This window comes from Radiobacillus deserti (assembly GCF_007301515.1).
GTDB lineage: Bacteria > Bacillota > Bacilli > Bacillales > Amphibacillaceae > Radiobacillus > Radiobacillus deserti.
The window spans coordinates 586186-611413 of record NZ_CP041666.1; the positions used below are offsets into that span (position 1 = coordinate 586186).

General features: G+C 37.5%; 23 protein-coding genes and 5 pseudogenes. 16 read left to right on the top strand and 12 right to left on the bottom strand.

The window, feature by feature from the left end; translation table 11 throughout:
* The first annotated feature begins 23 nt into the window (after positions 1-23).
* From FN924_RS03075 to FN924_RS03095, 4 genes and pseudogenes are all read left to right on the top strand, one after another.
* The gene (locus FN924_RS03075; RefSeq protein WP_143892018.1) at positions 24-1154 is read left to right on the top strand and encodes an MFS transporter; all 1131 of its coding nucleotides are present in this window, start codon (positions 24-26) and stop codon (positions 1152-1154) included.
* 184 nt (positions 1155-1338) lie between these two features.
* Positions 1339-1788, top strand: a complete 450-nt coding sequence (locus FN924_RS03080; protein WP_143892019.1) for a DUF5946 family protein — start codon at positions 1339-1341, stop codon at positions 1786-1788.
* Between the two features lie 25 nt (positions 1789-1813).
* Positions 1814-2131 (top strand): annotated as a pseudogene (locus tag FN924_RS19830) (putative glycolipid-binding domain-containing protein).
* Positions 2132-2252: 121 nt separating this feature from the next.
* A pseudogene (locus FN924_RS03095) lies at positions 2253-2841 on the top strand (kinase).
* Between the two features lie 221 nt (positions 2842-3062).
* Here FN924_RS03095 and FN924_RS03100 read toward each other — a convergent pair.
* Positions 3063-3946: pseudogene (locus FN924_RS03100) on the bottom strand (IS110 family transposase); the annotation flags it as partial.
* A 1285-nt stretch (positions 3947-5231) separates the two neighbouring features.
* Between FN924_RS03100 and FN924_RS03105 the strand changes: the two are divergent.
* From FN924_RS03105 to FN924_RS03115, 3 genes are all read left to right on the top strand, one after another.
* On the top strand, positions 5232-5738 hold the full coding sequence (locus FN924_RS03105) for a GNAT family N-acetyltransferase (protein ID WP_143892021.1): 507 nt from the start codon (positions 5232-5234) through the stop codon (positions 5736-5738).
* Between the two features lie 287 nt (positions 5739-6025).
* Entirely contained in the window at positions 6026-6934 is a 909-nt protein-coding gene (locus FN924_RS03110; protein WP_143892022.1) for a S66 peptidase family protein, read from the top strand.
* 161 nt (positions 6935-7095) lie between these two features.
* Positions 7096-7575 (top strand): tetratricopeptide repeat protein, encoded by a 480-nt coding sequence (locus FN924_RS03115; RefSeq protein WP_143892023.1) that lies wholly within the window; start codon positions 7096-7098, stop codon positions 7573-7575.
* 692 nt (positions 7576-8267) lie between these two features.
* Here the strand turns inward: FN924_RS03115 and FN924_RS03125 are convergent.
* Positions 8268-8573: pseudogene (locus tag FN924_RS03125) on the bottom strand (transposase); the annotation flags it as partial.
* 135 nt (positions 8574-8708) lie between these two features.
* Positions 8709-9137: a MarR family winged helix-turn-helix transcriptional regulator gene (locus FN924_RS03130; protein WP_143892024.1), complete on the bottom strand. Its 429-nt coding sequence runs from the start codon at positions 9135-9137 to the stop codon at positions 8709-8711.
* Between the two features lie 120 nt (positions 9138-9257).
* Between FN924_RS03130 and FN924_RS03135 the strand changes: the two are divergent.
* Positions 9258-9861, top strand: a pseudogene (locus FN924_RS03135) (NAD(P)H-dependent oxidoreductase).
* Positions 9862-10105: 244 nt separating this feature from the next.
* Positions 10106-10546 carry a cell wall hydrolase gene (locus tag FN924_RS03140; RefSeq protein ID WP_143892025.1) on the top strand — a complete coding sequence of 147 codons (441 nt, stop codon included), beginning with the start codon at positions 10106-10108 and terminating at the stop codon, positions 10544-10546.
* 103 nt (positions 10547-10649) lie between these two features.
* Here the strand turns inward: FN924_RS03140 and FN924_RS03145 are convergent, their stop codons facing one another.
* Positions 10650-11330 carry a CPBP family intramembrane glutamic endopeptidase gene (locus tag FN924_RS03145; RefSeq protein ID WP_228409542.1) on the bottom strand — a complete coding sequence of 227 codons (681 nt, stop codon included), beginning with the start codon at positions 11328-11330 and terminating at the stop codon, positions 10650-10652.
* An 85-nt stretch (positions 11331-11415) separates the two neighbouring features.
* Here FN924_RS03145 and FN924_RS03150 point away from each other — a divergent pair, with 85 nt between their 5' ends.
* The gene (locus tag FN924_RS03150) at positions 11416-12174 is read left to right on the top strand and encodes a MerR family transcriptional regulator (RefSeq protein WP_143892026.1); all 759 of its coding nucleotides are present in this window, start codon (positions 11416-11418) and stop codon (positions 12172-12174) included.
* A 175-nt stretch (positions 12175-12349) separates the two neighbouring features.
* On the top strand, positions 12350-13741 hold the full coding sequence (gene rlmD, locus FN924_RS03155; RefSeq protein ID WP_143892027.1) for a 23S rRNA (uracil(1939)-C(5))-methyltransferase RlmD: 1392 nt from the start codon (positions 12350-12352) through the stop codon (positions 13739-13741).
* A gap of 184 nt (positions 13742-13925) precedes the next feature.
* Here rlmD and FN924_RS19655 read toward each other — a convergent pair whose 3' ends face one another.
* The 5 genes from FN924_RS19655 to FN924_RS03180 all read right to left on the bottom strand — a co-directional run bounded on the left by FN924_RS19655 (position 13926) and on the right by FN924_RS03180 (position 20005).
* Positions 13926-15425 (bottom strand): glycine betaine ABC transporter substrate-binding protein, encoded by a 1500-nt coding sequence (locus FN924_RS19655; protein ID WP_143892028.1) that lies wholly within the window; start codon positions 15423-15425, stop codon positions 13926-13928.
* An 87-nt stretch (positions 15426-15512) separates the two neighbouring features.
* Entirely contained in the window at positions 15513-16634 is a 1122-nt protein-coding gene (locus tag FN924_RS03165; protein WP_143892029.1) for an ABC transporter ATP-binding protein, read from the bottom strand.
* Between the two features lie 176 nt (positions 16635-16810).
* Positions 16811-17941: a radical SAM/CxCxxxxC motif protein YfkAB gene (gene yfkAB / locus FN924_RS03170; RefSeq protein WP_407692004.1), complete on the bottom strand. Its 1131-nt coding sequence runs from the start codon at positions 17939-17941 to the stop codon at positions 16811-16813.
* Between the two features lie 158 nt (positions 17942-18099).
* Complete coding sequence (locus FN924_RS03175; RefSeq protein ID WP_143892031.1) at positions 18100-19263, bottom strand: ABC transporter permease; 1164 nt, start codon at positions 19261-19263, stop codon at positions 18100-18102.
* On the bottom strand, positions 19253-20005 hold the full coding sequence (locus tag FN924_RS03180) for an ABC transporter ATP-binding protein (RefSeq protein ID WP_143892032.1): 753 nt from the start codon (positions 20003-20005) through the stop codon (positions 19253-19255). The genes FN924_RS03175 and FN924_RS03180 overlap by 11 nt, the downstream gene beginning before the upstream one ends.
* A 163-nt stretch (positions 20006-20168) precedes the next feature.
* On the opposite strand from FN924_RS03180, the gene FN924_RS03185 reads away from it, so the two are divergent.
* Positions 20169-20870, top strand: coding sequence for a LytR/AlgR family response regulator transcription factor (locus FN924_RS03185; protein WP_158634070.1), 702 nt, complete (start codon positions 20169-20171; stop codon positions 20868-20870).
* Positions 20871-20882: 12 nt separating this feature from the next.
* The gene (locus FN924_RS03190) at positions 20883-21851 is read left to right on the top strand and encodes a sensor histidine kinase (protein WP_228409543.1); all 969 of its coding nucleotides are present in this window, start codon (positions 20883-20885) and stop codon (positions 21849-21851) included.
* 63 nt (positions 21852-21914) lie between these two features.
* Here FN924_RS03190 and FN924_RS03195 read toward each other — a convergent pair whose 3' ends face one another.
* Positions 21915-22439, bottom strand: coding sequence for an AAA family ATPase (locus FN924_RS03195; protein WP_143892034.1), 525 nt, complete (start codon positions 22437-22439; stop codon positions 21915-21917).
* 197 nt (positions 22440-22636) lie between these two features.
* On the opposite strand from FN924_RS03195, the gene FN924_RS03200 reads away from it, so the two are divergent.
* The gene (locus FN924_RS03200; RefSeq protein ID WP_143892035.1) at positions 22637-23164 is read left to right on the top strand and encodes a hypothetical protein; all 528 of its coding nucleotides are present in this window, start codon (positions 22637-22639) and stop codon (positions 23162-23164) included.
* A gap of 149 nt (positions 23165-23313) precedes the next feature.
* Here FN924_RS03200 and FN924_RS03205 read toward each other — a convergent pair whose 3' ends face one another.
* Both FN924_RS03205 and FN924_RS03210 read right to left on the bottom strand, forming a co-directional pair.
* Positions 23314-23763 (bottom strand): spore coat protein, encoded by a 450-nt coding sequence (locus tag FN924_RS03205; RefSeq protein WP_228409642.1) that lies wholly within the window; start codon positions 23761-23763, stop codon positions 23314-23316.
* Positions 23764-24115: 352 nt separating this feature from the next.
* Positions 24116-24298: a hypothetical protein gene (locus FN924_RS03210; protein ID WP_143892036.1), complete on the bottom strand. Its 183-nt coding sequence runs from the start codon at positions 24296-24298 to the stop codon at positions 24116-24118.
* Between the two features lie 223 nt (positions 24299-24521).
* Between FN924_RS03210 and FN924_RS03215 the strand changes: the two genes are divergently transcribed.
* Entirely contained in the window at positions 24522-24890 is a 369-nt protein-coding gene (locus FN924_RS03215; RefSeq protein WP_143892037.1) for a DUF2642 domain-containing protein, read from the top strand.
* Between the two features lie 13 nt (positions 24891-24903).
* The gene (locus FN924_RS03220) at positions 24904-25116 is read left to right on the top strand and encodes a hypothetical protein (protein ID WP_143892038.1); all 213 of its coding nucleotides are present in this window, start codon (positions 24904-24906) and stop codon (positions 25114-25116) included.
* Positions 25117-25228 lie beyond the last annotated feature (112 nt).

A 25228-nucleotide genomic window follows, 5' to 3' on the forward strand; every position in this document is an offset into this window, starting at 1 on the left:
TATATATAAAAGAGGTGGTTGATATGTATGAAAAGAAATTGATTGTTGTTGGTTTACCTATGATTGCTGTAACGTATGGTTTATCTCGGTTTAGTTATGGTTTAATGCTTCCATATATTAATAAAACGATGAACATGGCACAGTCCACTATCGGTGTCGTTTCGTCTCTATCATACATCGCTTACTGTATTGCAATCGTATTAGCAATGGTATTTTCTAATAGAATTTCATCAAAGTCTATTCTTGGCATAGCTGGATTATCATCGATAATTGGTTTAGGGATTATCTCAATCTCGTTTAACCCGGCCGTACTAAGTCTAGGCATATTTTTGGCAGGACTAAGTACGGGTTTTTCATCCCCACCATACGCTAATATTGTTGACTTGAATGTAGAAACAAGATTACAGAATCAAACTAATTCTTGGATAAACTCTGGTACCAGTATTGGCACAGCATTTACTGGTGCAGTCGCCATCTTTATGACAGATAGCTGGAGAGAAACGTATTTTATATTTATGGTAATTGCTACATTTGTATTAATTGCTAATTACAAAGTCCTGCCAAAGAATCAACCTTTAAAAGAAAACGTAATAGTTGGTTTCTCGAAAGAAGAGGTCAGAAGAGCCATACCGTTAATTCTGGCTTCTTTATTGTTAGGAATATCCTGTTCAGCCTATTGGACATTTTCAAGAGACTTTATGTTTCAGATAGAGAATGTTCCTTTATACCTCGGAGAGTGGTTCTGGGTAATTATTGGAATAGCAGGGTTATTAGGGGGCACTGCTGGTGTATTTGTAAATAAATATGGTTTAATGCCTGCATACAGGATTTCTGTATTAGCGCTTTCAACCTCGTCTCTTCTATTAGGGACATTTGTAGATTATATTATAATAGGGTGGCTATCACCAGCCCTTTTTGGTAGTTCGTATATTTTTATGACGGGTGTTTTAATCATATGGGGGATTTCCGTGTTTAAATCAAACCCATCATTTGGCCTAGGTATACCTTTCTTAATACTAGCACTTGGTCAAGCAATAGGGGCCATTGTCTCCGGGGTAATCGCAGATTTATCGGGGTATCATGCTCTATTTACAGGAGCTTCTATAATGGGGTATGTAGCTTTAGTATTCAAACACAAAAATACAGAGATATAGGGAGTTCTTTTGCAGCGGCTATAAAAAGACGAAAAATGATAGTGAGATAGTTTAGAAAATGAATTTAGTAATTTAAATAGTATTGTTATAAAACTGCACTAATATCTATTGGCATTAACTTTACGTAAGTGGGTACTATTAAAGCACAGTATATAAATATGGATTAAAGGTAGGGGGTGAACAGATGAGCAGAGCAAGTAAAATACACAAGAATGAGGAATCTAAAATTTGCCCGGAATGTGGCGCTCCCAAGGTAAATGGCATGGATTGTTGGGAGCAACTTGGGGGAGTATTAGCATGGGAAGCCGATGACCCTGAACTTCTTGCTGAGCATTTTAAGACAGTTGCTTCGTATAATCTACAGCACCCTTCACAATTCACAGACAGGATACTTGCAGACTTACGGGCTGTTTTTATTGAACATTTGGATAATGGGCTGCCTATTATGGAAATGAGAAAGCGATTAGGGAAAATAAGTGGAGGCAAAAATCGAGTACTTAAGGATAAGTCGGAAAGACATCCAGTTCAACATGATTGGAAAATGACGATATCAGATGTATATATACCAAATCATCCAGAAAATGCTGCCCAGCGGGTAAGGGAGTGGGCGGCGGTTATACGTCAAGAGCTTTAATTAGTATTATATTAATGTTGATAAAATTAATAGTTTAGAATTACATACTGATGGAGAATCAATTGACAGTCTAAAAGGTGCGATTGACATAGATATTTCTGTTACTCCTTTTTCTAACTCTTTACCTATTAATAGAATTAATTGGAGTATTAACTAGATAGAACACTTTCATATGGTCTATATATCAATTCCAACTTTAGAATCAAAAAAAGTACCTCAATCTTATCAATACATCCGTAAGGAAGGTGAATTAAGATATTTCAAATACCGTTGTTATGATTATGAAACAATCATTTGTATCGATTCAAATGGTTTAGTTGTTGATTATCCAAATACTTTATAATGTTTAATTTGTGATAAAATTCACTTAAAGTAAAGAGAGTATCTTCAAGAATGATTAGGAACCTTATTTATTGAACGAGCAGTTAGTACATTAGGTATATTAAAAGTAGGGTGGGAATTGTTTGGGAGATAAAATACTAAATTTATTGAATGAAATTCCGAAAATTGAACAAGGTCAAAAGGTTGTTCTTGGAATAGATGGATTAAGTCGTTCTGGTAAGACAACATTTGTGAGAAATATTGAACAGCATATGCAAGCAAAAAATATTTTTGTTTGCATATTTCATATAGACGATTACATTGTTGAGAGAGCGTTATAACACTGGTTAGGAAGAGTGGTATGAGTATTATAATTTGCAATGGGATGTAGAATGGCTAAAAGAGAATTTATTCAAAAGACTAAAGAAGACTAATAAACTCTACTTACAAACTTATGATTATACTTCTGATACACAACAACCACAGACAGTCAAAATACCTAATACTTGTCTAATTATAATTGAAGGAGTATTTTTACAAAGAAAAGAGTGGAGACATTTCTACGATTTTATGATTTATTTGGAGTGTTCAAGAGAAAAGAGATTTAATCGTGAAAGTAATGTAACACAGAAAAACATTGGGAAGTTTGAAAAGAGATACTGGAAGGCTGAAGTCCATTATTTGCAAACAATTTCACCGATGGAACAGGCAGATTTAGTTATACAGAATTAATCTAACATAATTTACTTGTGAAGGATTACACTTAAATTAAAGGGTGCAAATGTTTAACAAAAGGATCGACAATAGGGCGATATTTTAGGGTTATTGGAATTTTGTGTTAAAATAAAATGTGAATCTGTGATCTTAAAGTAAACTAGCTAATAGTTTGTCAATATTTTTCAATGAAAAATTTAAAAAAGGCATTACTAAAAGAGCACACTAAATAACCTTCCGCCAATTTCAGAAATGATCGTTGCAGCGATCTTTTCACCGATACCAGGGATAGATTTGATAATATGATATTCTTCAATATCTCTAGCGAGAGTGTCTATCTCTGTCTCTAACTTGGATAGATGCTCTTTATATTGAAGAATGATTTTAACATATATACCGAGACTCAAAATATGACCTTGATAAACGACCTTCTCAAAAGGATTGCGAGCTGCCGCAGCTTTAAGCTTTTGAGCTTTTTCAGCTGCCCACGTTATTGATCGACTTTTACAAAGTCCATGAATCGTCTCACTAATTATCTCTTCACTGGTTTTCAAAATATCTTCAGATGAAGGAAACCTTTGAAGAGTTAAGAGTGAAACCACTGAATATAAATCCCCAAAAACCCCTTTATACTCAGGAAATACTTGTTCAAGCACTGCCTGGAATTGAAGCTTTGTTTGCATCGCAACCCAGTAATATTATCATGTTGTCTCGTGAGATTACGGAGGTTTAAAGGTTGAACCCCACGTTTTTTATAAGGCTCTAATTCTTCTTTGTAGAACAGCTCACAAAGCAGATATGCATTAATGGCATCCGTTTTAACTTTCCTCAAGCTCGAACTCCTGGCTTTGTATGAAATTAAAGGATTAATGATAATTAATAGATAACCACGTTCCTCTAGGTAATGAACAACAGGAGTTTGATAGTGTCCAGTCGCCTCTAATATGATAGGTGGCTTCTTACCAGACTCTTTCTTTACATCCTCAAGAAATTCTACCAGTGAATGAAGTCCTTCAAGTGTATGTGAAACTTTGAAACTCTTACGAAACGCTTTCCCCTTGTCCAAGAATGCTTGAACTTGAATTTCCCCTTTTGAGTCATCCAGACCAACGACTGGATTCATCTTGCATCTCCTCCGAATATCTTTATTTGCCAGTAACCCCTAATGCCTAATGTAGTATCACAGCTTCGCTTGTTATACGAGATCTAAGTCCCAACCAGACCTCAAACATGCTTCTACAAGTAGGGGACGAACGGTTTAGTTGACGGAATCAATGTCCCACGGGCAGTTACGTTCTACCCTGGCTACTGTTATAATAAGACCATATAAAAAAAGGTCAACCAGAAATATTTAGCATTCTGGCTAACCTTATAATACGAACGGAGCAGGTTAATTCAATAAGAAGCAAATTTTAACGGGGGTAATAAAATGAGGAACTTTATACTTTTTAATGCAAATAGGTTATCCTTCATAATAATTTCTATTTTACTAATTGGCGAGGTTATAGCTTTAATAAAGGATCAATCTACTTGGAATATTGTATATGTTATTATTCTAAGTATCTCGTGGTTGAGCTTTCTGTTGCTTGTTTTAGTAAAACCTAAAAAAGTCGAAGAGGAGTAAATCCGTGGCCTCCTAAAAACCATGGAATTCCATTTAATAAAGTAAAAATGATAGATAAAGCAACAGCACACTACCAATCTACATTCGATTTAAACGGGATGAAAAAATAAAGAACTTTAAAATGGAAAATACTATATTACTATTCGACTTTTCAACCTTTGTCTCTTCTAAAGAATTAAAACCATTTACTGTTGATATTCCGGTCGGGGAAGAATAAGCAGTTAATGTAACTAATTATAGAAGCCGAGAGGAATTCTATTATTACAATGAATAATTAGTTAGATCGGGCGATGACTTAGTCGAAAAATTTTATTTTAACTCGAACGGTGGAATGGGGTGGCGGTCAAGAACATGGGGAAAATCTCCATCAAACATTGAAAAGGGAATGTATAGAGGAAATATAGAAATTAATAATCTAATATTTATACGAGAATACATTGGAAAAAATCATGAGCATTTTGAATTTGACTCAGAAGTACACCAAACGGAATATATGTTTTTATGTAAGGTTAAAGAAGGAAATAAAGAAATAGGAATTGGATAGTTCCTGATGATGGACAAATTGGTGTAGAGTGGTTGCCTTTGTCTGAATTAATAAATTATAGACTGTACTCAAACAATGCGAGAGTACATAATTGATTATATTGCAGGTGAGGTACTATCAGTTTACTTAGGAGATATAAATGAATAATACAGTGATACGTTTTGGGGGTGAACTAATGCGAACTAGGCAGGATAGTCAATAAGGATTAGCTATAACAACATTGAATTGGTGGGAATTAGAATGGATATAACAATTGAGAAATTACATGACACTGATGCTGAAAATTTATATAAGTTTGAGCTTGAAAACAGAATTTTTTTTGAGGAAATGGTACCAAGTCGTGGGGATGATTACTACAACTTCGAGACATTTAAAGAAAGGAATAAAGCCTTACTGGATGAACAAGCGCAAGGGTTATCTTATTTCTATTTAATTAAAAATAAGGATGGCTCTATTGTTGGAAGAATGAATTTAGTAGATATTGAAAACGGTTTAGGGCATATCGGTTATAGAGTGGGAAAAGCATATACTGGAAAAGGAATTGCTAATAGAGCATTGAAACTTTTATTAGAAACTATAAGAAATAAGCAAGGAATAAAAGAGGTTTCCGCGAAGACAACTACTAATAATATGGCCTCTCAAAAAGTCTTAGAGAAAAACGGATTTAAGTATATGGCAGCAAGTGATGAAGAATTTTTAATGAATGGACAAAAGGTAAAGTTTGTTTATTATCTGCTGACAAATTAAAATATTCTTCTACATAAGGGGGCGTTTGTGAAATAAGGGCAATTGCTTCTTGTGCTAAGATCCAGTTCAAAGCATCTTTGAACATTCAGACCTTTCAGAAATGCTCCAAATTGCCAACTTTATAATTTTGGTTGTTATTTTGTATTTTGTTATTGAAAAAGTGGTGAGTGATTCAGCTAAATGGGGTGTTGATCTAAGAAGGATTGTGCTTTTTTTATGGAATTTATTGTAGAAAAGGAACAGGTTAATGAAAGATGGAACATAAAAAAGGAAGGGGAGGTAAATTTATGAACAAACCACGTGCTTTGAAAAAGGGTGACCGAGTAGCGATTATTGCACCAGCTGGTCCAACTGACAAAGAGCAACTTACACAAGGCATACGTGTACTTGAAGAGAGGGGACTAGATGTCGTCCTTGGACGACACGTGTTCGATGTGGAGGAAGACATAGACATATTGGACCAAAATCGGCTCTTTGATTTGCACGAAGCCTTTAGAAATCCTTCTATTAGAGGCATTTTTTGTGCAAATGGAGGATTCGGTACAGCTAGAATCGCTCCTAAGATTGATTATGCAATGATAAAAGGAAATCCTAAGATATTTTGGGGATACAGTGATATTACATATCTGCTTAATGCAATTCAAAACTTCAGTAATTTAGTTACTTTTCACGGACCGATGGTTGCATCCGACCTAAATGACGAAGAACGAACCACAGAGACAGAATCCTCGATCTTATCTTTGTTTACGGGTGAACCTTTGACCTATGACTCTAGAAACTCGCCCCTCAACACCATTACATACGGAACAGGAGAAGGACGTTTGATCGGTGGGAATCTAACCTTGCTAACAAATGGGCTAGGAACGCCATATCAAGTAAATACGAACGGAGCAATCCTCCTAATCGAGGAAGTTCAAGAACCTGCTTTTAAGGTGAATTTAATGCTTACTCACCTTCAACAAGCTGGGTTGTTTGATACTGTCAAAGGTGTGGTCATTGGTAATTTCCAAGCGGAACCAGACGAACATAAGAAAATTAAAAAAGTGCTGCAAGATTTTTTTACCAGAGTATCATTCCCTGTTGTTGAGAATTTTCATATTGGTCATTGTCAGCCCAATTATGGGGTGCCGCTAGGAGTGAATGCAAAACTTACAACGTCGCCACCTCGTCTTGAAGTCGATTCTGGTGTTAGGTAAATAGTAATGTGTATGGAAGTGCACAACTTCCTATTATTCAACTAAAGGGTAGCGTTAATCTTAGAAGGGATAACGCTATTTTTGTTGAACTTATTTAATTATAGGAGCATTAGAGTGTAACAAAGGATGTCTGGAATTAGAGGAAGAGAAAGGAGACCAATATGGAGCCGAAGTGGGAAACAATTGTTATGGATGGATGGGAAAACAAAGATGATGAGACTAAACTAATAGAATATTTCTTGGAAGTTGTAGACAAATATCCAAATTCAGCAAGGGCAAAATTTGAATTGGCTAATGCTCATGATTTTACAGGACAAGAGAAAAAGGCGATTTCGCTATATGAAGATGCAATCAGCACAGGTCTTGATGCCGAGTACGAAGCATATGCCTTATTACAATTAGGTAGTTCTTTAAGAAATGTCGGGAGAATAGACGATGCCATAAGAATATTATCTGATGCTGAACAACGTTATCCTGAACTCCCTTCTATCTCTATGTTTCTTGGTCTTGCTTTGCACGATAAAAATAGAAATGCTGATGCATTAAGAAAAACACTGAATGTGATGTTAATGAAAGTGATAACTCCCGATATAGAACGGTATAGAATGGCTTTAGAGAACTACATTAAAGATATTAAATGATAAGAAGTGTTATTCCATTAACGGGGGCTTCAGTTCAATAACTTGGATATATAGACATTATTTTTTCGTTTTGTTATGTACCTTTTCCATAATTTATCAGAACAATGATTATGAGATGTCTTGTTATTAGAGGCTGAAAATGGGGGTGTGGCTAGGAGGAGAATGGAGTTTTGTTCCTTTTATAGTTGGAATAAAATAATTAATTGTATCGGAGGGCTAATTAAAAAATGAAATTATTTCTGGTCAATAGCATAAGAACAAATAATTTTAATGATGAACAAATGATGGGGAAAATCAAAAATATGTGGGAAGAAGCCTATAGAAATCTGAAACATCATCAAACAAATATTTTTGGAGTTTATTATGACTAGGAGAGTGACTATAAAGGTGATTATTCATTAAGCGTTGGTATTGAAGAACATTATGGGAAATCTGTTATTGAAATACCAAAAAACGAGAAATACGAAATTTTTAAAGTGGATACTACCGACGAAAAGGTGTTATTAATACTTGGAGTAAGATATGGGAACAAGAGGATGCTGGTTTGTTAGAGAGGGCCTATACATATGATTATGAAAAATATTCAACTAATGGGGAGATTGAAATTTACATAGCAATAAAGTAATTTAAAGTCTGTGTTCTTTGTTCGCTTCAGGGGGGGCTTGTCAAATAAAGTGTGTAAGTCCTGAAAGTTAAATGTATTTCCGAACCCTGCTTTCTAACTGATCGTGTACTAATAGCTGGTTCATGACCATCGACCAGTTTTGGATATGGCCACCTTCCCATTTGGTTTCAAGTTCTTTCACACGTAAAAATAGGACTTTTAAGAGAGCGTTCTCGTTAGGGAATGCTCCTTTTTTCGTTACTTTTCGGAAGCTGGAATGAATACTTTCTACGGCATTGGTTGTGTACATCACCTTACGAATAGCACTTCCGTAATCAAAGAGTTGTTCCACAAGATGAAAGTTTCTTGTTCATACATCAATGGCTTCAGGATAGAATTTTTTGACCTCTAGTGTCTTGCTTTTACAAAAAAACAAATGCTAGAGGTCTTTCTTATGAAATAAGAGTTATATTATCACTTTTTAAATCTAAGATTATAATAGATCTCATATTGGACCTTTTCCATAAACCTATGCAAAAAATTTAGTTTGTAAAGTTTTAATTGCTGCTTCCATTTCTTTTAGTTCTGACTCTGTCAAATTGTTAATTCGCTCTTGAAATCTTATTTCAAGCTGTCGAAACACTTTATTCATTAGCGCCGTTCCATTCTCTGTAAGACGAATGTCAAATTTGCGCCGGTCATTCGGATCCATAATTTTTTCGCATAGTTTGCTTTCCATTAATTTTTTTAACTCACGGCTAGAATTCGGTAAAGATAAATGTAAGCATTCACTGATTTCACTTAGAGTGACAGGTTGGCTAACTGTAATGAACTCTAATATTTTGTATTGAACGGTCGTTATGTTTTCAATTTTGATATCTTTTGTCATATCGTTTGTTACTTGATGTACGGATGCAGTAAATCGAACAAACTGTTGGAAAAGCTTACCTCTGTCCATATAAAACACCTCCTTAACAAATTATCAAATACATTATCAAAAAACAATTATCAATTGACAACTAAATCAGATTGCTGTTAATATTTAGTTATCAAATGATAACAAATGAGGTGCTTAAAGGTGAATGTTTTAATTGTTTTTACCCATCCAAATCACCAAAGCTTGAGCTATGCATTTTTGCAAGAGGTACTCCGAGGTTGTGAGGCAAACGATGTTATACAAAATGTTCAAGTTTTAGATTTATATGCTGATCATTTTAATCCGGTCCTTGAATTTGGGGAGAAAAAGAGGAGAAGAGATATGTATAAAGATCCAGAATTAGAAAAGTATCGTAATCAACTATCATGGGCTGAAAAGATTATTTTTATATACCCTATATGGTGGGGGAAGACCTCCTGCTATGTTAATGGGCTATATTGATAAAATATTTGCTTCGGGTTTTGCTTACAAAGATAATGGTAAGTTGTTACCAGAAGGTTTGTTGAAAGGTAAATCAGTCGTATGTATTTCTGTGATGAAAGGACCAGCTTTTTATCCAATGTTTTGGCTGAATAACGCCCATAAAGTTTTAATGCGTAAAGCATTATTCAAATACGTAGGTATTAAAAAGGTAAAGTTTTTTGAGTTTGGGAATATGGAGAATACAAAAGGGAAACATCAGAAAAAAATAAATAAAGTATATAAGTATTTTCGAACATTGAATAACCTTAGCTTAACATCATAATAATCAACTGCTATTTTCCTTTATTAAGATCAGAGAAAGTAGGAATTGTGAAAGCAACCATCAGGGCTATATCTTTACTTGAAGCCAAAAATAATAGGGATGTATTTATCAAGATGCTGAGTCATTGCTTGTCTTTCAAAGGTCTTCAAAAAACACATAAAATTGACGAGTGTCCAAGCCAAATTTATCCAAACCTTACATTATTACAGAATTTCCTCATACAATTTTGTAGAGGTGATGTTAAGTGGCGAGAGTTAAATATACAGAGCAAGACGTCAATGTCATGGCACGGATGATGAGGGCTGAAGCTGAGGGTGAAGGACGACTTGGGATGCTGATGGTTGGGAATGTCATTGTCAATCGATTGAAAGCGAATTGTCTTGATTTTGAAGGGTTAAGGTCTATAAATGACGTTATCTTCCAAGTTCAAGGAGGAAACTATTCCTTTGAAGCCGTGCAGAAAGGGAATGTTTTTTATCAACGGGCAAGAGAAGTGGAGAAAAAACTAGCGAGAGCAGCATTAAATTATTGGAGACAACAACCAGCTAAGTATGCGCTCTGGTACTTTAACCCGTATGGAGAGTGTCCTCCTACATGGTATAATCAACCGTTTACAGGGCAGTATAAGCAACATTGTTATTATGAACCGATAGCTAATACGTGTGAAGGTGCGTATCGGTACTAAAGGGAATCCCCGCGAGTTGTGGGGATTTTTTGGTGCCCTTTTTTGGTGCCTGTCACTTCCCGAATCGTGTCGAATTCGACACAATCCGGGAAGTGACAGGCACTCAGGCCATTGCTGTGAGGATAACTCCTAGTCCATTCACGGTGCCGTGAATAAGGATGGCTGGTACGATCGATCCTGTTTTTTCATACGTCCAAGCAAATATTAAACCAGATAGGAAGTTAATCGGTAACGTATTATAGGTTGGAATATGGACAAGCGTGAAAATGATGGAGCTAGCTACCAATCCAATCCCGACTCCCCATTTTGCCCGGAACCATTTATAAAGGAAACCGCGATAGAATATTTCCTCATAAACTGGTGAGATAATGGCGGCTGAAATAAAACCAATACTAAACGTGAAGCCATTCATATCTTGCTTTAAAGATTTTGTTTTATGATTATCTATTCCGATTTGTAATACATCCATAATGGCTACAATCGAAATACTAGCAACGATTAGCAGGATGGTCCAACCCAACATTCGTATCCAATATTGTTTTGAAAAACTACGTACGCCCACCTCGTCCCATCCTAACTGGTGTGGTTTCAATGCAACTAGGTAGACACTCGTTGTGAATACAATAGCCATTACCAAGCCAATGGATGTACCAGTGTACAAATCATTTTGAATTACCTCGTTTAAAAGATAGTACAACAAGCCTTCAATCATGAATGGTACGAATAGGAACGTAACGATTAACAAATAAATGAGTTCCTTGTAGCCCCAACTATTTTTCTCCAACTATACTTCCTCCTAACAAATCTATGTTATATATAGAATAAAGGGTGACGTAACGTAATCTGCAAGTAGGGAGGAGGATTTTTTTATGACGTACTTATCAACGGGAGAGGTAGCAAAGAAATTGAACGTCTCATTAAGGACGATTCGTTATTATGACAACATTGATTTGGTTAAACCTACGATGAAGAAGGAAGATGGAACGCGATTTTACACACCAGACGATATCGTGATGCTCCAGAAGGTCCTACTTTTGAAAGCTACTTCTATGCCCTTAAAGAATATCGAAAAAGTCATCAACCATATTACAATTCAAGAGGTTTTAGCTATTCATAAAGAACAACTAGAGCAGGATTTCGAGCAGTTATCGGAATCTTTAAGCCACACTAATACCTTGATAAATACGGTAAAACTTGAAGGGGACATTCAGTGGGAGCACTTGTTGCCGCTATTATTAGAAGATCGGGTGTCGAGACAGAAAAGAAAGACAGAGGCCATGGATGACTTATTCACGGATGAAGAGCAAATGATATTGAGTGAACAGCTACCTAAAATGGAGACAGATTCAACAGATGTTACAAAGTGGATGAACATTATTAAGAGAATTGAGCTATGCTTGGCGGAAGGGAAGTCTCCTAGATCGGAAGAGGGGAGGCTAATTGCGGAAGATACGTTGATACTATCGAATGAAATGTTTAATGGAAACGCGGAGCTAGAGCAGAAATTCTGGGAAGCTCGTAAGTCCGAGACGCAGTCTGCTGATTTGAACTTATACCCGGTTAATAATGCGGTAATGATGTTTATGGAAGAAGCTATAGAAGGTTTGGAGAAGGCAACTGGTAAATAACGCGTTTACCAGTTTTTTATTGTTTTAATGTAGCTTTGGACATTCGACGATTATTGACAAATTCCGGGGCGTGACAGGCACCACTATTGTAGATATAATAGGTGGGATTGTTCAAATTTCTTTTATACGTGGTATGTTGATATATAGAGTTAAATTGGGGGAGGAGGAACTCGAGATGACGAATGTAAAGCCGGAAACGATGGTTACAGAAATAAGTCACTTAGATAATAAAGGTGCTGGGCGTGCAGTTGTATGGAGAGATACCGGTGAAGTGAATAAGAAGAAGCTGAAGCTGACGATTCCACAAACCTTACCTGGTGAACAGGTAAAGGTAACAGTGGATCAGCCAGATAGAAAAAGAAGAAAAGCGCTCCCAGACGAAATTATAGAAGCTAACCCGGAGCGTGTAGTTCCACCATGTCCACACTTCGAACGTTGTGGTGGCTGTGTATGGCAGCACTGGGATTACAAAGGCCAGCTAAAGCACAAAACCGAGCATGTCAAAGAAGTATTGGCAGAACAAGGCTTTGACCCAGCGCTTGTAAAAGATACAATTGGCATGGAAAACCCATGGCATTATCGGAACAAGATGGAATTCACGTTTGCTCCAGATGGTTCTCTTGGGTTACATGAACAAGGTAATTTTAGAAAAGTCATTTCACTGGAAACTTGTCTGATTGCTGGTAAAGAAATGGTGGAAGCAACGATGGAGGTTGCGGAATGGACGAAAGCACATAGTCTAGCTGGCTATGATAAGGACAAGCATGAAGGATTACTTCGTCACTTAATGGTACGTCAATCCTTTGCGACTGGTGAAATAATGTTGGGTGTTTTTGCTACGGAAGCACCGGAAGGAAAGCTAGAAGCGGCCGTGGAAGACTTAAAAGATCGAATTGAAGCGAAGTTCCCACAAGTGAAAAGCTTGATGTGGCTAGAAAATAGAGATTGGGCGGATCGTACACAATCTGAGAAAAGTCATATTCTTGCTGGTCGTGACTTTATATATGATGAAATGGATGGCTACCGTTACCGTCTTTGGTTCGATACTTTCTTCCAAACGAATCCAACGCAAGCACAAAAGCTAATCGATTTAGCAATCGAAATGGGACAACCGAAGAAAACGGAAAAAATGATCGATCTTTTCTGTGGAGTAGGGACATTCTCCCTTCCTTTCGCTAGCAAAGTTGAGAAACTAGCAGGAATCGAAATTGTAGAAACATCGATTGAATCTGCAAAACGAAATGCTCAGGATAATGGGTTAGACAACACGTATTTTCTTGCAAAGGATGCTAGAAGAGGAATCGATCAGATTCTAGAAGAGTTTGGAGCTCCAGAGCTTCTTTTACTAGACCCACCGCGTTCTGGTGCAGGTGGAAAAGTCATGCGCCGAATTGGCCGTTCTAAGCCAGAGCGTATTGTATATGTATCGTGTAATCCGGATACGTTTGCAACCGATATAAAAGAATTAGAAGCATTTGGATACGAGCTGAAAGATGTACAGCCTGTGGATTTGTTTCCGCATACCGTACATGTTGAGTTGGTTGCACAGTTAGAGTTAAATATCTGAACTAAACGCTAACCGACTACAATCCTTGCAGAGATGTCTACTTCCGAAATGGAAGTAGGCATTTGTTTATTGGTCGGAGAGGCAATAATGAAAGAAAGCCGGTTACATCCTATCAGGGAAGAAACCGGCTTTCCTTTCTAGTTGCGATTCAATGGCAAATTGTAGATTTAGTTAGTCCCATGGTTTAATCGATTAGTCCTTCTTCCTTCAAAAAGTCAACAGCTACATCTTCATATCGTTCTTTATTGAGGTCTACTCGGGCATTGAGCTCTTGCATTTTTTCATTATCAATCCTGCCGACGAGCATTCCTAATACTTCTTTAATTTCTGGGTGCTTTTCTAACGTATCTGCCCGGATGATTGGTGTTGCGTAATATGGTGGGAAGAAGTTTTTATCATCTTCAAGCACTTTCAGGTTAAATGCAGGAATACGTCCATCGGTTGAGAATGCGTCGATTACATCCACATCTCCATTTTTTATGGCACTGTACATAATCCCAGAATCCATTGCCTTCGTACTCCCAAATTGAATATCGTAAGTGTCAACAAGTCCCGGATAACCGTCTTTTCGCTCTAAAAATTCCGGTTCGGATCCGAGTGTTAGCTCTGGTGCTTTTTCAGCTAAGTCCGATATGCTTGAAATACCCCACTTTTCTGCATCTTCTTTTCGCATCGTTAACGTATAGGTGTTATTAAACCCAAATGGTTCTAACCAAACAATATCATATTTTTCTTTAAATCGTTTTTTAACAATTTCATATACTCGATCAGGATCATTCACCATTTCTTCCTTCAAAATACTTAAAAGACCTGTTCCTGTGTATTCCATATACAGGTCATAATCTCCACCATTCAGCCCATCAAACACAGGGGCTGTTCCACCAAGGAACGATTCATATTCTACATTTAGGTCCGTTTTTTCCTCAATTAGATGTCCCATAATGTAAACCATAATTTCCTGCTCGGTGAAATTCTTTCCTGTGATGGTTATCGTATCGGTGTCACCTGCAGTGTTCGTATCCATTTGAGAAATAAACGTTGAGATTGGAATTAGTAAAATTAAACCAACAACCACCCATTTACGAACACGGGATACTTTTGGATTGGTTTTTTTCTCCTGGATACCTCTAGGGGTAACATCGTTTTCTAACAATTTTATTAAGTAGTCAAATATTATCGCTAGTAACGCAGACGGGATAGCACCAGCCAAGATAAGGCCCGTGTTATACGTTTGGAGTCCGCGGAAAATCAAATCTCCGAGTCCACCTGCCCCGATTAGTCCTGCAATGGTAGCAACTCCAATAATTAAAACGGTTGCTGTCCGTATTCCACCCATGATGACACTAAGGGATAATGGTAATTCAACCATCCATAGCACTTGTCGGTTGGTCATCCCCATTCCAACGCCTGCATTGATTGCAGATTGATTAACACCTGTAATTCCTAAGTATGTGTTACGTAATATCGGCAGTAAGCCATATACCGTTAATGCTATAATCGCTGGAAGCTGTCCAGTTCCGATAAGTGGCACAAGGAAAACAAGCAAGGCAAGACTCGGGATAGTTTGAAAAATCCCAGCTATTCCAATTATCGTATCCGCTATTTTGCGATGGCGTGTTAGATAGATACCAAGTGGGACGGAAATTAAAATGGCAATCGCAATGGAGATAAGCGAGAGGTACATATGCTCTAGTATTAAATCCCAAATGGTTGACCACCGGTTTGCAAATACATCGATTGTACTTTGAAAGATATTAATTTTAAATCCCTCCTACTCAGCCATTTGGTCCACGATATGTTCCACAAGGCTAGCTCGCGTCACAATGCCTAGAACCTTTTTATGTTCATCCAGAACGGGAACAAAACCATATTTCGAATTATTCACATGCTGAAAAGCTACTTCGCCGGAATCGTCCATTTTGAGCGTAAGAACTTCTGTATCCATTACATCTTCTAGAGTTAATTCTTCTTCGGTGTAACGTTTTTGTACTTCCCATACCGTAGCAATGCCTAGGAACGTGTCCTTGTTGTCAATTACTACAAGGCTATCTACACGTCTTCTTCGCATTAATTTTAATGATTCAGCAAGCCCTCTCGTTCCATATGCTGTGACAGGTTGAACGGTTAGTTTTTTTAGGCTAGGGAGTGATAAACTATCGTTTTCATGTAAACGATCTTCTCCGATAAAACTGCGAACAAATTTATTGGCTGGATGTCGGATAATGTTCTCTGGACGATCAACCTGAACCACTTCTCCATCCTTCATAATGCAAATTCGATCGGCAATTTTTAAAGCTTCGTCCATATCATGAGTAACAAATACGATTGTTTTATGTATTTCTTGTTGTAGACGGACAAGCTCATCTTGTAGTTGTTCACGACTAATGGGATCGAGTGCGCTAAATGGTTCATCCATGAGAATAATTTTGGGGTCTGCGGCTAATGCACGAATAACACCAATTCGTTGCTGTTGACCACCACTCAATTCGCTCGGATAGCGATTTCCGAAGGTGTCCGAATCCAGACCAACCATATTCATAAGTTCGTCCACTTTGTCTATATACTGTTCTTTGTTCCATTTTAAAAGACGTGGAACGAGGGAGACATTTTCTTTAATGGTCAAGTGGGGCAATAAACCAATTTGCTGAATTACATATCCAATGGTACGTCGAAGCTTTACAGGATCTTCCTTTGAAATATCCTTTCCTTCAATAGAAATGGTGCCACCAGTTGGTTCAATCAGTCGGTTAATCATTTTCATCGTTGTCGTTTTTCCCGAACCACTTGGACCAATGAGTACAAGCAATTCCCCTTCTTTTACTTTAAATGTGACATTCCTCAGGGCCTTGAATCCATCCTGGAATTGTTTATTAACTTCGTTGAATTCTATCAATTCTCTCGCACCTCCTAACTTTTTAAATCAATCCTATTCTGTCCGGTATGCTTGTCTTTCATTCAATATGTCTTATGCGGGGATGTTATGGATAAAAATTAAAAAATTCATTCTAATCGTAAACTTAAAAAGTCAAAAAGAAAAGCACCTCCAAAATTTGGGGTGCAATCCTAGCATTATGCTTCTTTATATAGATGTAAATTAGTTTTTCTACTTTGAAAGTCGGTATCTGGATAATAAGTGTTTTTCACTAAAATATTTGGTCCTAAGCATTTTACGGCAGGACAATGGCAGTTAATGCTTTTCGCCGTTTTAGTGGATAGCCACCGAGAAAAAGCGGTTGTGAGTGCAGTGTCTTGGATGTTTCCTAATGCGTCTTCATCTCCAAAGTCCGTGACAATGATATCACCGGTAAAGATATTGACATTTAATCGGGAACGACCGTCCGGATCATTTCTTACAGTTACATTTTTTTCTGCGTACAGTCTTTCTAACAATTTTAGGTCATCTGTAGAGGAACTACATGGATAGAAGGGTAATGTACCGAACAGCATCCATACCTCTTCCTTTCGATGATTGAGCAGACGTGTAATCGCATTTCGAGTATCCTCTAGGCTTAGTGTCTCAAGCTGACTAGCAAAGTCGACTGGATACATAGGGTGAATCTCATGGCGTGTACAACCCATTTCCCTAACTTGATCATGTATATGCTCCAGGTACGGAAACGTGCGTTTGTTTAACATCGTTTCCGCTGAAACAAGTACGCCATCTGCCGAGAGTCGCTTAGAGTTCTCTATCATCTTATGATAATAATTTTCTCGATGTGCAACGGACGGTTTGCGCTCCATGTTAGCGAATCCTGTTTCAACAAACTCTTCTGTTGTACCCCAGTTGTGAGAGATATGTAAGACATCTAGAAAAGGAATAATTTCTTCATAACGATTGTAAGGTAACGTTAAATTAGAATTCATCTGTGTTTTGACGCCACGTTGGTGGGCGTATCTTAGTAAAGGTAGCACATATTCTCTGACTGATCTTTTAGACATCATTGGTTCCCCGCCAGTAATACTTAGTGTGCGCAGATGCTGGATTTCTTCTAATCTGTTTAGAATAAGCTCAATGGAAAGGGCATCCGGATCCTTTGCTTGTAACGTATAACCAACAGCACAGTGCGCACAGCGCATGTTACAAAGGGTCGTCGTTGTAAATTCAATATTTGATAATGTCATGTTTCCATGTTCTTCTACATCCATATAGGCTTCCCATGGATCGTAAGAAGGGGTGATGGTTGAAAGAGAGTTCTTCAAAATATTTCATTGCTCCTTTTGCCTTCGATATTTACCTTCGATTAGTCTAACATATGGTAATGATTTAGTAATTATAATTATAAAGGAAATGGTGCCTGTCACGCCCCGGATTGTGTCGAATATTCGACACAATCCGGGGCGTGACAGGCACCAAAGATTTAATTTATCACCCATTTATCCTTCAGGAACATAATCCTTCCAATGACAAAGACGATTATAATAAACAATAGGTTACTACCGACCATAGCCCCAAGATGTTGATAATCAATGATGCCAAAACACAGTTCCTTTAAGCTTGTAAAGATGTTCATCACCGGAATGGCAAAATGATACAAGGATAATTCATTAATGCCAATTTCTGATGTAATCATGACAGGGAACACAACTACCATCATGATTGGCGTGCTATAGCTTTGTGCTTCTTTTACCGTTTTCCCAACAATGCTTGTAAGCATCAGTAGCGTTGCAACGAACATCGCATAGATAAGGGATACAAGTAGGGAAAATCCGATAATCTGATACGTATGATTCGCAAAGGATACTTCAACGGCACTTCTTAAGTTCTCCGTTAAGAATCCAATCTCTAGTGCAACCACGATGAGTGTCACCAATCCAGTGATGGCTCCAATGGATGTTATAGTCATCCACTTTGCTACAAGTAAATGCATGCGATTAACAGGAGTCATTAATAGGGCCTCCATCGTTTTCTTCTCTTTTTCCCCCGCGAACAAGTCTGCACCAGCTGGACTCGCACCAATCCCGATAGATAACGTAAGGATTAACGGGATGAGTAGGGCAAGCATATTAACGCCATTACTATCATCCGTTAAGTCCTTTTGCTCTAATGTAAATGGCTCAAGCAGATCATTAGACATCTGTTCCGCAGATAGCCGTTCGGTAATGACAGTAGTTTTGTAACGCTCTAATCCAGCCGTAACGAGTGCCATGAGCTGTGACGCATCTTGACTAAACGAATCTCCGATAATCGTTGCCGTAGCGTCCTCTCCTTGCCTCACACGATTGATAAAATCATCACTTAATAAAAGGGCTGCTTGAGCTTCGCCTTCCTTCAATGCTTCTTCCGGATCCGACGATTTCACGATTTCAATATTATCTAATCCACGTAGGAAAGTATGTTCCTCTGTGCTAAACGATTCATCCACCGCAAGTTGATAGGTGTCGGATGAGTCATTAGACAGCATTTTTTCATAAAACAGGACAAGTCCTGTCATGATAATAATAGGTAAAAGAACCGTTAACAAAAGTGTACGACGATCGCGAAAAGAATCTTTCATTTCTTTTATATAAATGTTACGAAGCATGGTGGATATTCCCCCTAACTAATTTACTCATGAAAATATAGTTTAAATCACGACTACCTTCCTCTTCATAGAGGTCCTCTAAGGATCCGTGATGAACGAGTTCCCCTTTATGCATCATAGCAACAGAGTCACATAATAGTGTGACCTCCTCCATAATGTGGCTAGAGAAAATAATCGTTTTTTCCATGTGTTTGAGTTGATGGATAAGTTCGCGAAACACATTCGAAGATGTAATATCTAATCCAGTGGTTGGCTCATCGAATAAGATAATATCTGGGTTGTGTAAGATGGTCCTGGAAATGGCAACTTTCTGGCGCATCCCTTTGGAAAAACCACCTACCTTTCGATCCAAGTAATCTCGCATTCCAAACATTTTAGCAAGCTCATCGATTCTTACTTTTGTTTCATGCTTGCTCATCCCATAAAGCATTGCAAAGTACTCCAGGTTCTCTTTTGCTGTTAGTCGGTCATACAACCCGGTTTCCCCACCAAAAAGGACACCTATTTTTTTCTTTACCGCATTAGGGTTCTTTACGGTATCATGTCCGGCAACGGTCACGGTTCCATCGGTTGGGGTTAAAAGAGTTGCAACCGCTCGTAGTAGAGTTGTTTTTCCTGCACCGTTTTCTCCGAGTAAACCGAGAACCTCTCCTTGTTTCACCTTAAAAGAAACATGCTTTAAAGCTGTGACATGTGCCTTTTTATCTTGAAATTTTTTTGTCACTTCATGAATCTCAATCATTTCATTCACCTCATGTTTATTAGTTCTTGAGCTAATCATACAAATAATCAATGGTGGAATCAGTAGGTATGTCGTAAAACATCCTTTTTATGTCGTGAAAATGACATCATGCAGTCTAATGATGGTAAAATAGAGATAATCTTTTTGGTATAGGTGAGGCGAAATAATGAAAGTCGGACTTGTGGATGATCGATTAATAGATTTAGATAAGCTGCACGGAATTGTGGAGAGTATTCCAACTGTAGACATTGTATTTTCAACACAATCTGCTGAAGAGGCGTATGATTATATAAAAAAGAAAGCGGTGGATCTATTAATCGCTGACATAGAGATGCCCAATCTATCAGGCTATGAGCTTGCGGATATTATTCACTCCCACGCCCTAGATATCTCCGTTATATTTGTGACAGCAAATAGCGGATATGCCGTACACGCATTTGAACTGGATGTGCACGATTACATTATGAAGCCTTATTCCAAGGAGCGATTGATAAAAAGTGTGGAACGACTTTTGGAGAAATCAAGCGCGGCTCAGATTAATGGACGGCTCTATTTGAAACAAAAAAATGACATACATATTATTCAGAAAAAAGACATTGTTTTTATTGAGCGTTCTGGACGATCAACAACAATACATACGAAACAAAATCAGATTAAAACGTATCAAACGTTAAATGAGTTAGAAGGGGAATTGCGAGAACGGGATTTTTTAAGGTCACATCGTTCCTTTATTATTAACATTCATTATGTGAAAAACTTTTCATTGTATGCGAAAAACTCCTACACCGTTTCTTTTGAAGGCATGGAAGCACAGGCGATGATTACAAAAGAAAAAGTGGATTTTCTACAGCAGTATTATTTTTAAAGGGTGAAGTATGTGAAATCGGAAAACGTGTATTGGGGAATTGTTGGGGTTATAAGTGCACTTTATATGTATCTATTTTTAGGAAATAATTTGGCGCTTTATCTATCATATCTGATGATCATTGTGGTTCTATTTTATTTACACAGGACACTTTTATTACGGTTGCGGGGATTAGGGGCTTGGAATGTGGTTCTTATAGGATTTCAGTTATTGCTGCTTTTTCTAGCATTCTTAGAAGCTTCCGTTTGGCAAGTAGGTATATTTTTTCTTCTTTTTATAGGGATAGAATGGATTCGTTATCGATGGGGACGAGAAGTGACGAAGTCGATAATGCTTGTATCCGAATACGAAGAACAGTTTGACCAAATGAACGAGACATTTCGAGTCGTGCGCAGTGAACGACATGAATTCTTAAAGCATATTTCAGCTATCCATTTTATGCTAGAGCATGATAATCCGCAGGGGGCTAGAGCTTACCTGAACCAACTTGTAGAGAATTATGAAGAGACAAATCTTTCTATAAAAGGGGAGAAGGGAGTAGTCGCTGGCGTTTTACATCAAGCCTATAGAAGAGCGAAGAAATCAGGAGTGGAAGTGATTTATGACTTGGATTTGCCGATATCCACGCTGCCAATGTCGGATTATGACCTCGTTTCTTTAATGGGGAATATATTATCTAACAGTATTGATGCCTGTGAAGAATGGCAATTACATAAGAAACAAAAAGCAACTTTATCGCTTCAATTTTATAAGAGAAGTGGTCTTTATCTATTAATTTGTAAAAATGACACCCTTCCGATTCCAACACAAGTAGTGGATCACTTATTTGATTCCTATGGACACTCAACAAAAGGAGAAGCGCATCATGGCCTAGGTACAAAGGTTATAAAAGACATCGTAGAAGCACATCAAGGCTTCTTAGACTTTGTGTACAAAGAAGAACAATTCGAACTAAAAATAAAAATCCCCGCAGTGAAGTAACGGTGCCTGTCACGCCCCGAATTATGTCGAATCATTCGACAAATTACGGGTCGTGACAGGCACCTATTTAATGATAGATAAAATGCGGTCTGCGATATCTGGAATTTCTATATGTTCTGTGTCGATGTATTCGCCAAAATCATAGTCCTCGTAAGCTTTTAAACATTTTTCTGTTTGTTGGAAGCACCAATTCCCTTCTTCCTCTCCACGTTCACGGAGTCTCTGAAAAATCGTATCTTTGCTAGCAGTTAGGCAAAAGGGATGCGTATCCTTGTCCAATTGTTTAAATCCATTAAAGATATGAATGAAGTAATCTGGGTTGCGAATCGTCATTGGAACAATTAAGTTCATTTTATATGTGTTTATTAATTGCTCTGCTACGGAAACGGTTAAGGTTCTCCATAGATGTAAGTCTTGGAAGTCTCCTGACTTTGCTTCTTGCTTTTTAATCGGATCAGGAATGATGCTTCTTAACATAAATCCGACTTCCTCTGGATCATATAACATACTATTATCTAACTTTTTTAGAAGTTCGTTTGCAATTGTTGTCTTTCCTACACCAAAAGCACCGTTAATCATTACAATCATAAATTTTTCTCCAATCTGTTTTCTTTTCAAAAGAGATACTTTTATTTTATGAGAGAACTAAAGTTAAATATAGCAAATATTTCTAGTTTACTATATATTTAAATCAAAAATGGCGTATAAAAAGTGCCTGTCACTCCCCGATAATTGTCGAATATTCGACAATTATCGGGGAGTGACAGGCACCAGGAGAGATTATCATGACATTTTACTACTATATTGCTGCAAACTATCCCTTAACAGAGGGAACCTTTGGTGAGAAGTTTACGTGGAAAAAGTTATCCGATGTCCCAAAACCGGATGACCCAGCGGACCTTCGAAATTGCATGGACTTGTCTGATCTAGAAGACGAGTGGGTAAAGGTGTACGAAACAGAGTTAGATTTTAGCTTTGTAGCCGTAACTTTACTCGAAAATGACCATATAAAAGAATTACTTCCGATTAGTGAAAGGTTTGTATATGAATTAGGAGGCTCTTTTTCCTATCATCGTTCTGAAGCATTCAATAATTATGATTCCTTTAAGGGAAACGAGAAGTGTGTAATGGAATTACTGGACTTTGTGAAGCGTGAACTGAAAAAAGGAGAGAGTATCCTTGTGTATGCTTGCTGGGACGGTGAAGAAGCACTTCCTGTATTAAGCGAGAGTACCATTCACATAGATACCTTCGTGCTAGGATCATCATTTGAGTTGGAAAATAGACACTTACTAATTTTTAAGAGAGACTGACGAGTGGGATGAACGAGTAGTCATGAGAGGCAGACTAGAATGAGATACTGCGGTTATAGTAGCAGAAAGTACAGCACCTATAGGAAATATCTAATATGTAAATAAAGGCCAATTCACCAACCTTTTAAGTTGTGAATTGGCCATACCTATTAAAGAATGTCCAATCTTACAATTAAGGCAATTAAAATTTGCAGTAAGATTTGGATATTGACAGCAATGTCAGTATCCATCGTAGATACAGTAACACCACGTGAATTTTCAATATAAACATGTTGCTTATTATGCTGACTAGATTTAACATTAGCCAGTAAATCCTGTGTGACTGCATCTGCTCTGCCATTGTCAAGGATAGAAATGCTAATTATCAAAGCAATCGCTACTTGAAGAGCCGCTTGGACATTTAACGCAGCTTGCGTGTCCGTAGTCGTAACATCAATATCACATGAATCTTTAATTACGATAGATTCATTACTCGTTTGGGAACTTTGCACTACTGCATCACCTTCTTGTGTTGTATCTTCATCAAAAGGATGGCAATCTGTTGGATCTAATGCATTCCATTTTCTAGGTTCAGGTGAACAGCTTGCTTCCTCAACCACTGGTTCTTCATAGCAACAGGAAGTCGGCTCATCACATTGTTCTGGGCCAACAAAACAGTCATCTAGTCTTGACTTTTTATTTCTTTTAATCATAACTGTTTTTCCTTGGCTTCTACTTCGGTTAGCGCTTCTTGCTTTTTTTCTAGATTTTCTTGACATATTTACTCTCCTTTCTTCTAAGTTACGATATAGTATGTGTTTTAATAGGAATGGTAAGGGTAAGTATCCAATATAATTCACCTATTTTTAATAGAAATAGAAAAGTCATCTAGTGCCTATTTTGCTGTTCTACTCTCCAGGATTAATGAAAAAAAGATGATTCCTTCTTTTGGGAATCATCTTTATCACGTATTTAGTTATTATCAGGTTTAGATTGAGTCACAGCTTCCACACTTTTCTTCATATTGTTCATTATTTGTAAAATAGTCTCTTTATCTTCTTTACTCAGCTTCGCTTCCTGTAACTTAATGTTGTGTTTTCTTAATACGGAATCCACAAATGCATCCACATTTTGAATATTCGGCTCTTTCGCCATTTTTTCACCTCCAAATTAACTTTTATACATCTTATTCTTCTCTCTCTTTTATGTGCTATAGATTATAGTCTATTTGAATCTGGAATCTAAAGCTTCCCTTTTTTAATCTAGTTATTATATGGCATAAGAGTGGATTTTTTGGATAATAAAACAAGTGCCCTGCCAGTCTAAGAGAAACCGCATATAGTAAAATTGAAATCTATTATAGAAAGGATGAATATAATTGGCACTGAATAGTAGACAACAAGCTCTTATGCAGTTGTTAAGACAATTGTCGCAAAATCTAGCTAACAACAATGGTCAAGGCGTTGACTTAGCTGACCTAGATATTGATTTAGACGTAGATCTAAACATTGGCGGTGGGGATGAGAATGGTGATGGAGGAGAAGTTCCTTCTATCCCAGGTACCCCAACAACGCTTAGACAAGTGCTACTAAGTCTATTAAATGAACAAGTTGAGGTTACAACTCCATTCGGTACCGTTACTGGTACATTGCTTGCCGTACGAGACGATTATATTGTCATTATTGAGAGTACGGGAGATCAAGTTCTTGTCCGAATCGAAAAAATTGAATTTGTAAGTGAACTATAAGGAGGGAATTGAAATGTTTGCAGAAACATTTGCTGCGGAATTAGCTACGAGAATTGGTTCTAGGGTAGAGGTTGCAACTGATAATAACCTAATTGAAGGCATCCTTTCCACTGTTACAGAAGAACTAGTACTAGTTATTGATATTACCAACGGATATAACGAGAACACGAAGTTGTATATCTCTATAGATGCCATTAACTTCGTACGTTTTCCTCAAGCTGCTTAACATGAAGGAATAAACGTACAAAAGGACTCAAAACATCCATTGTTTTGAGTCCTTTTTTGTTTGAGGGAAAAGTTGGAGCCCTAGATAATCCTTCTAACGATTATCTAGGGCT

What these genes read in the sequence shown, in the direction of transcription:
- FN924_RS03075 (WP_143892018.1), top strand. Translation starts at nt 24, where the DNA reads ATGTATGAAAAGAAATTGATTGTTGTTGGTTTACCTATGATTGCTGTA.
- FN924_RS03080 (WP_143892019.1), top strand. Translation starts at nt 1,339, where the DNA reads ATGAGCAGAGCAAGTAAAATACACAAGAATGAGGAATCTAAAATTTGC.
- FN924_RS03105 (WP_143892021.1), top strand. Translation starts at nt 5,232, where the DNA reads ATGGATATAACAATTGAGAAATTACATGACACTGATGCTGAAAATTTA.
- FN924_RS03110 (WP_143892022.1), top strand. Translation starts at nt 6,026, where the DNA reads ATGAACAAACCACGTGCTTTGAAAAAGGGTGACCGAGTAGCGATTATT.
- FN924_RS03115 (WP_143892023.1), top strand. Translation starts at nt 7,096, where the DNA reads ATGGAGCCGAAGTGGGAAACAATTGTTATGGATGGATGGGAAAACAAA.
- FN924_RS03130 (WP_143892024.1), bottom strand. Translation starts at nt 9,137, where the DNA reads ATGGACAGAGGTAAGCTTTTCCAACAGTTTGTTCGATTTACTGCATCC.
- FN924_RS03150 (WP_143892026.1), top strand. Translation starts at nt 11,416, where the DNA reads ATGACGTACTTATCAACGGGAGAGGTAGCAAAGAAATTGAACGTCTCA.
- rlmD (WP_143892027.1), top strand. Translation starts at nt 12,350, where the DNA reads ATGACGAATGTAAAGCCGGAAACGATGGTTACAGAAATAAGTCACTTA.
- FN924_RS19655 (WP_143892028.1), bottom strand. Translation starts at nt 15,425, where the DNA reads ATGTACCTCTCGCTTATCTCCATTGCGATTGCCATTTTAATTTCCGTC.
- FN924_RS03175 (WP_143892031.1), bottom strand. Translation starts at nt 19,263, where the DNA reads ATGCTTCGTAACATTTATATAAAAGAAATGAAAGATTCTTTTCGCGAT.
- FN924_RS03180 (WP_143892032.1), bottom strand. Translation starts at nt 20,005, where the DNA reads ATGATTGAGATTCATGAAGTGACAAAAAAATTTCAAGATAAAAAGGCA.
- FN924_RS03195 (WP_143892034.1), bottom strand. Translation starts at nt 22,439, where the DNA reads ATGATTGTAATGATTAACGGTGCTTTTGGTGTAGGAAAGACAACAATT.
- FN924_RS03200 (WP_143892035.1), top strand. Translation starts at nt 22,637, where the DNA reads ATGACATTTTACTACTATATTGCTGCAAACTATCCCTTAACAGAGGGA.
- FN924_RS03210 (WP_143892036.1), bottom strand. Translation starts at nt 24,298, where the DNA reads ATGGCGAAAGAGCCGAATATTCAAAATGTGGATGCATTTGTGGATTCC.
- FN924_RS03220 (WP_143892038.1), top strand. Translation starts at nt 24,904, where the DNA reads ATGTTTGCAGAAACATTTGCTGCGGAATTAGCTACGAGAATTGGTTCT.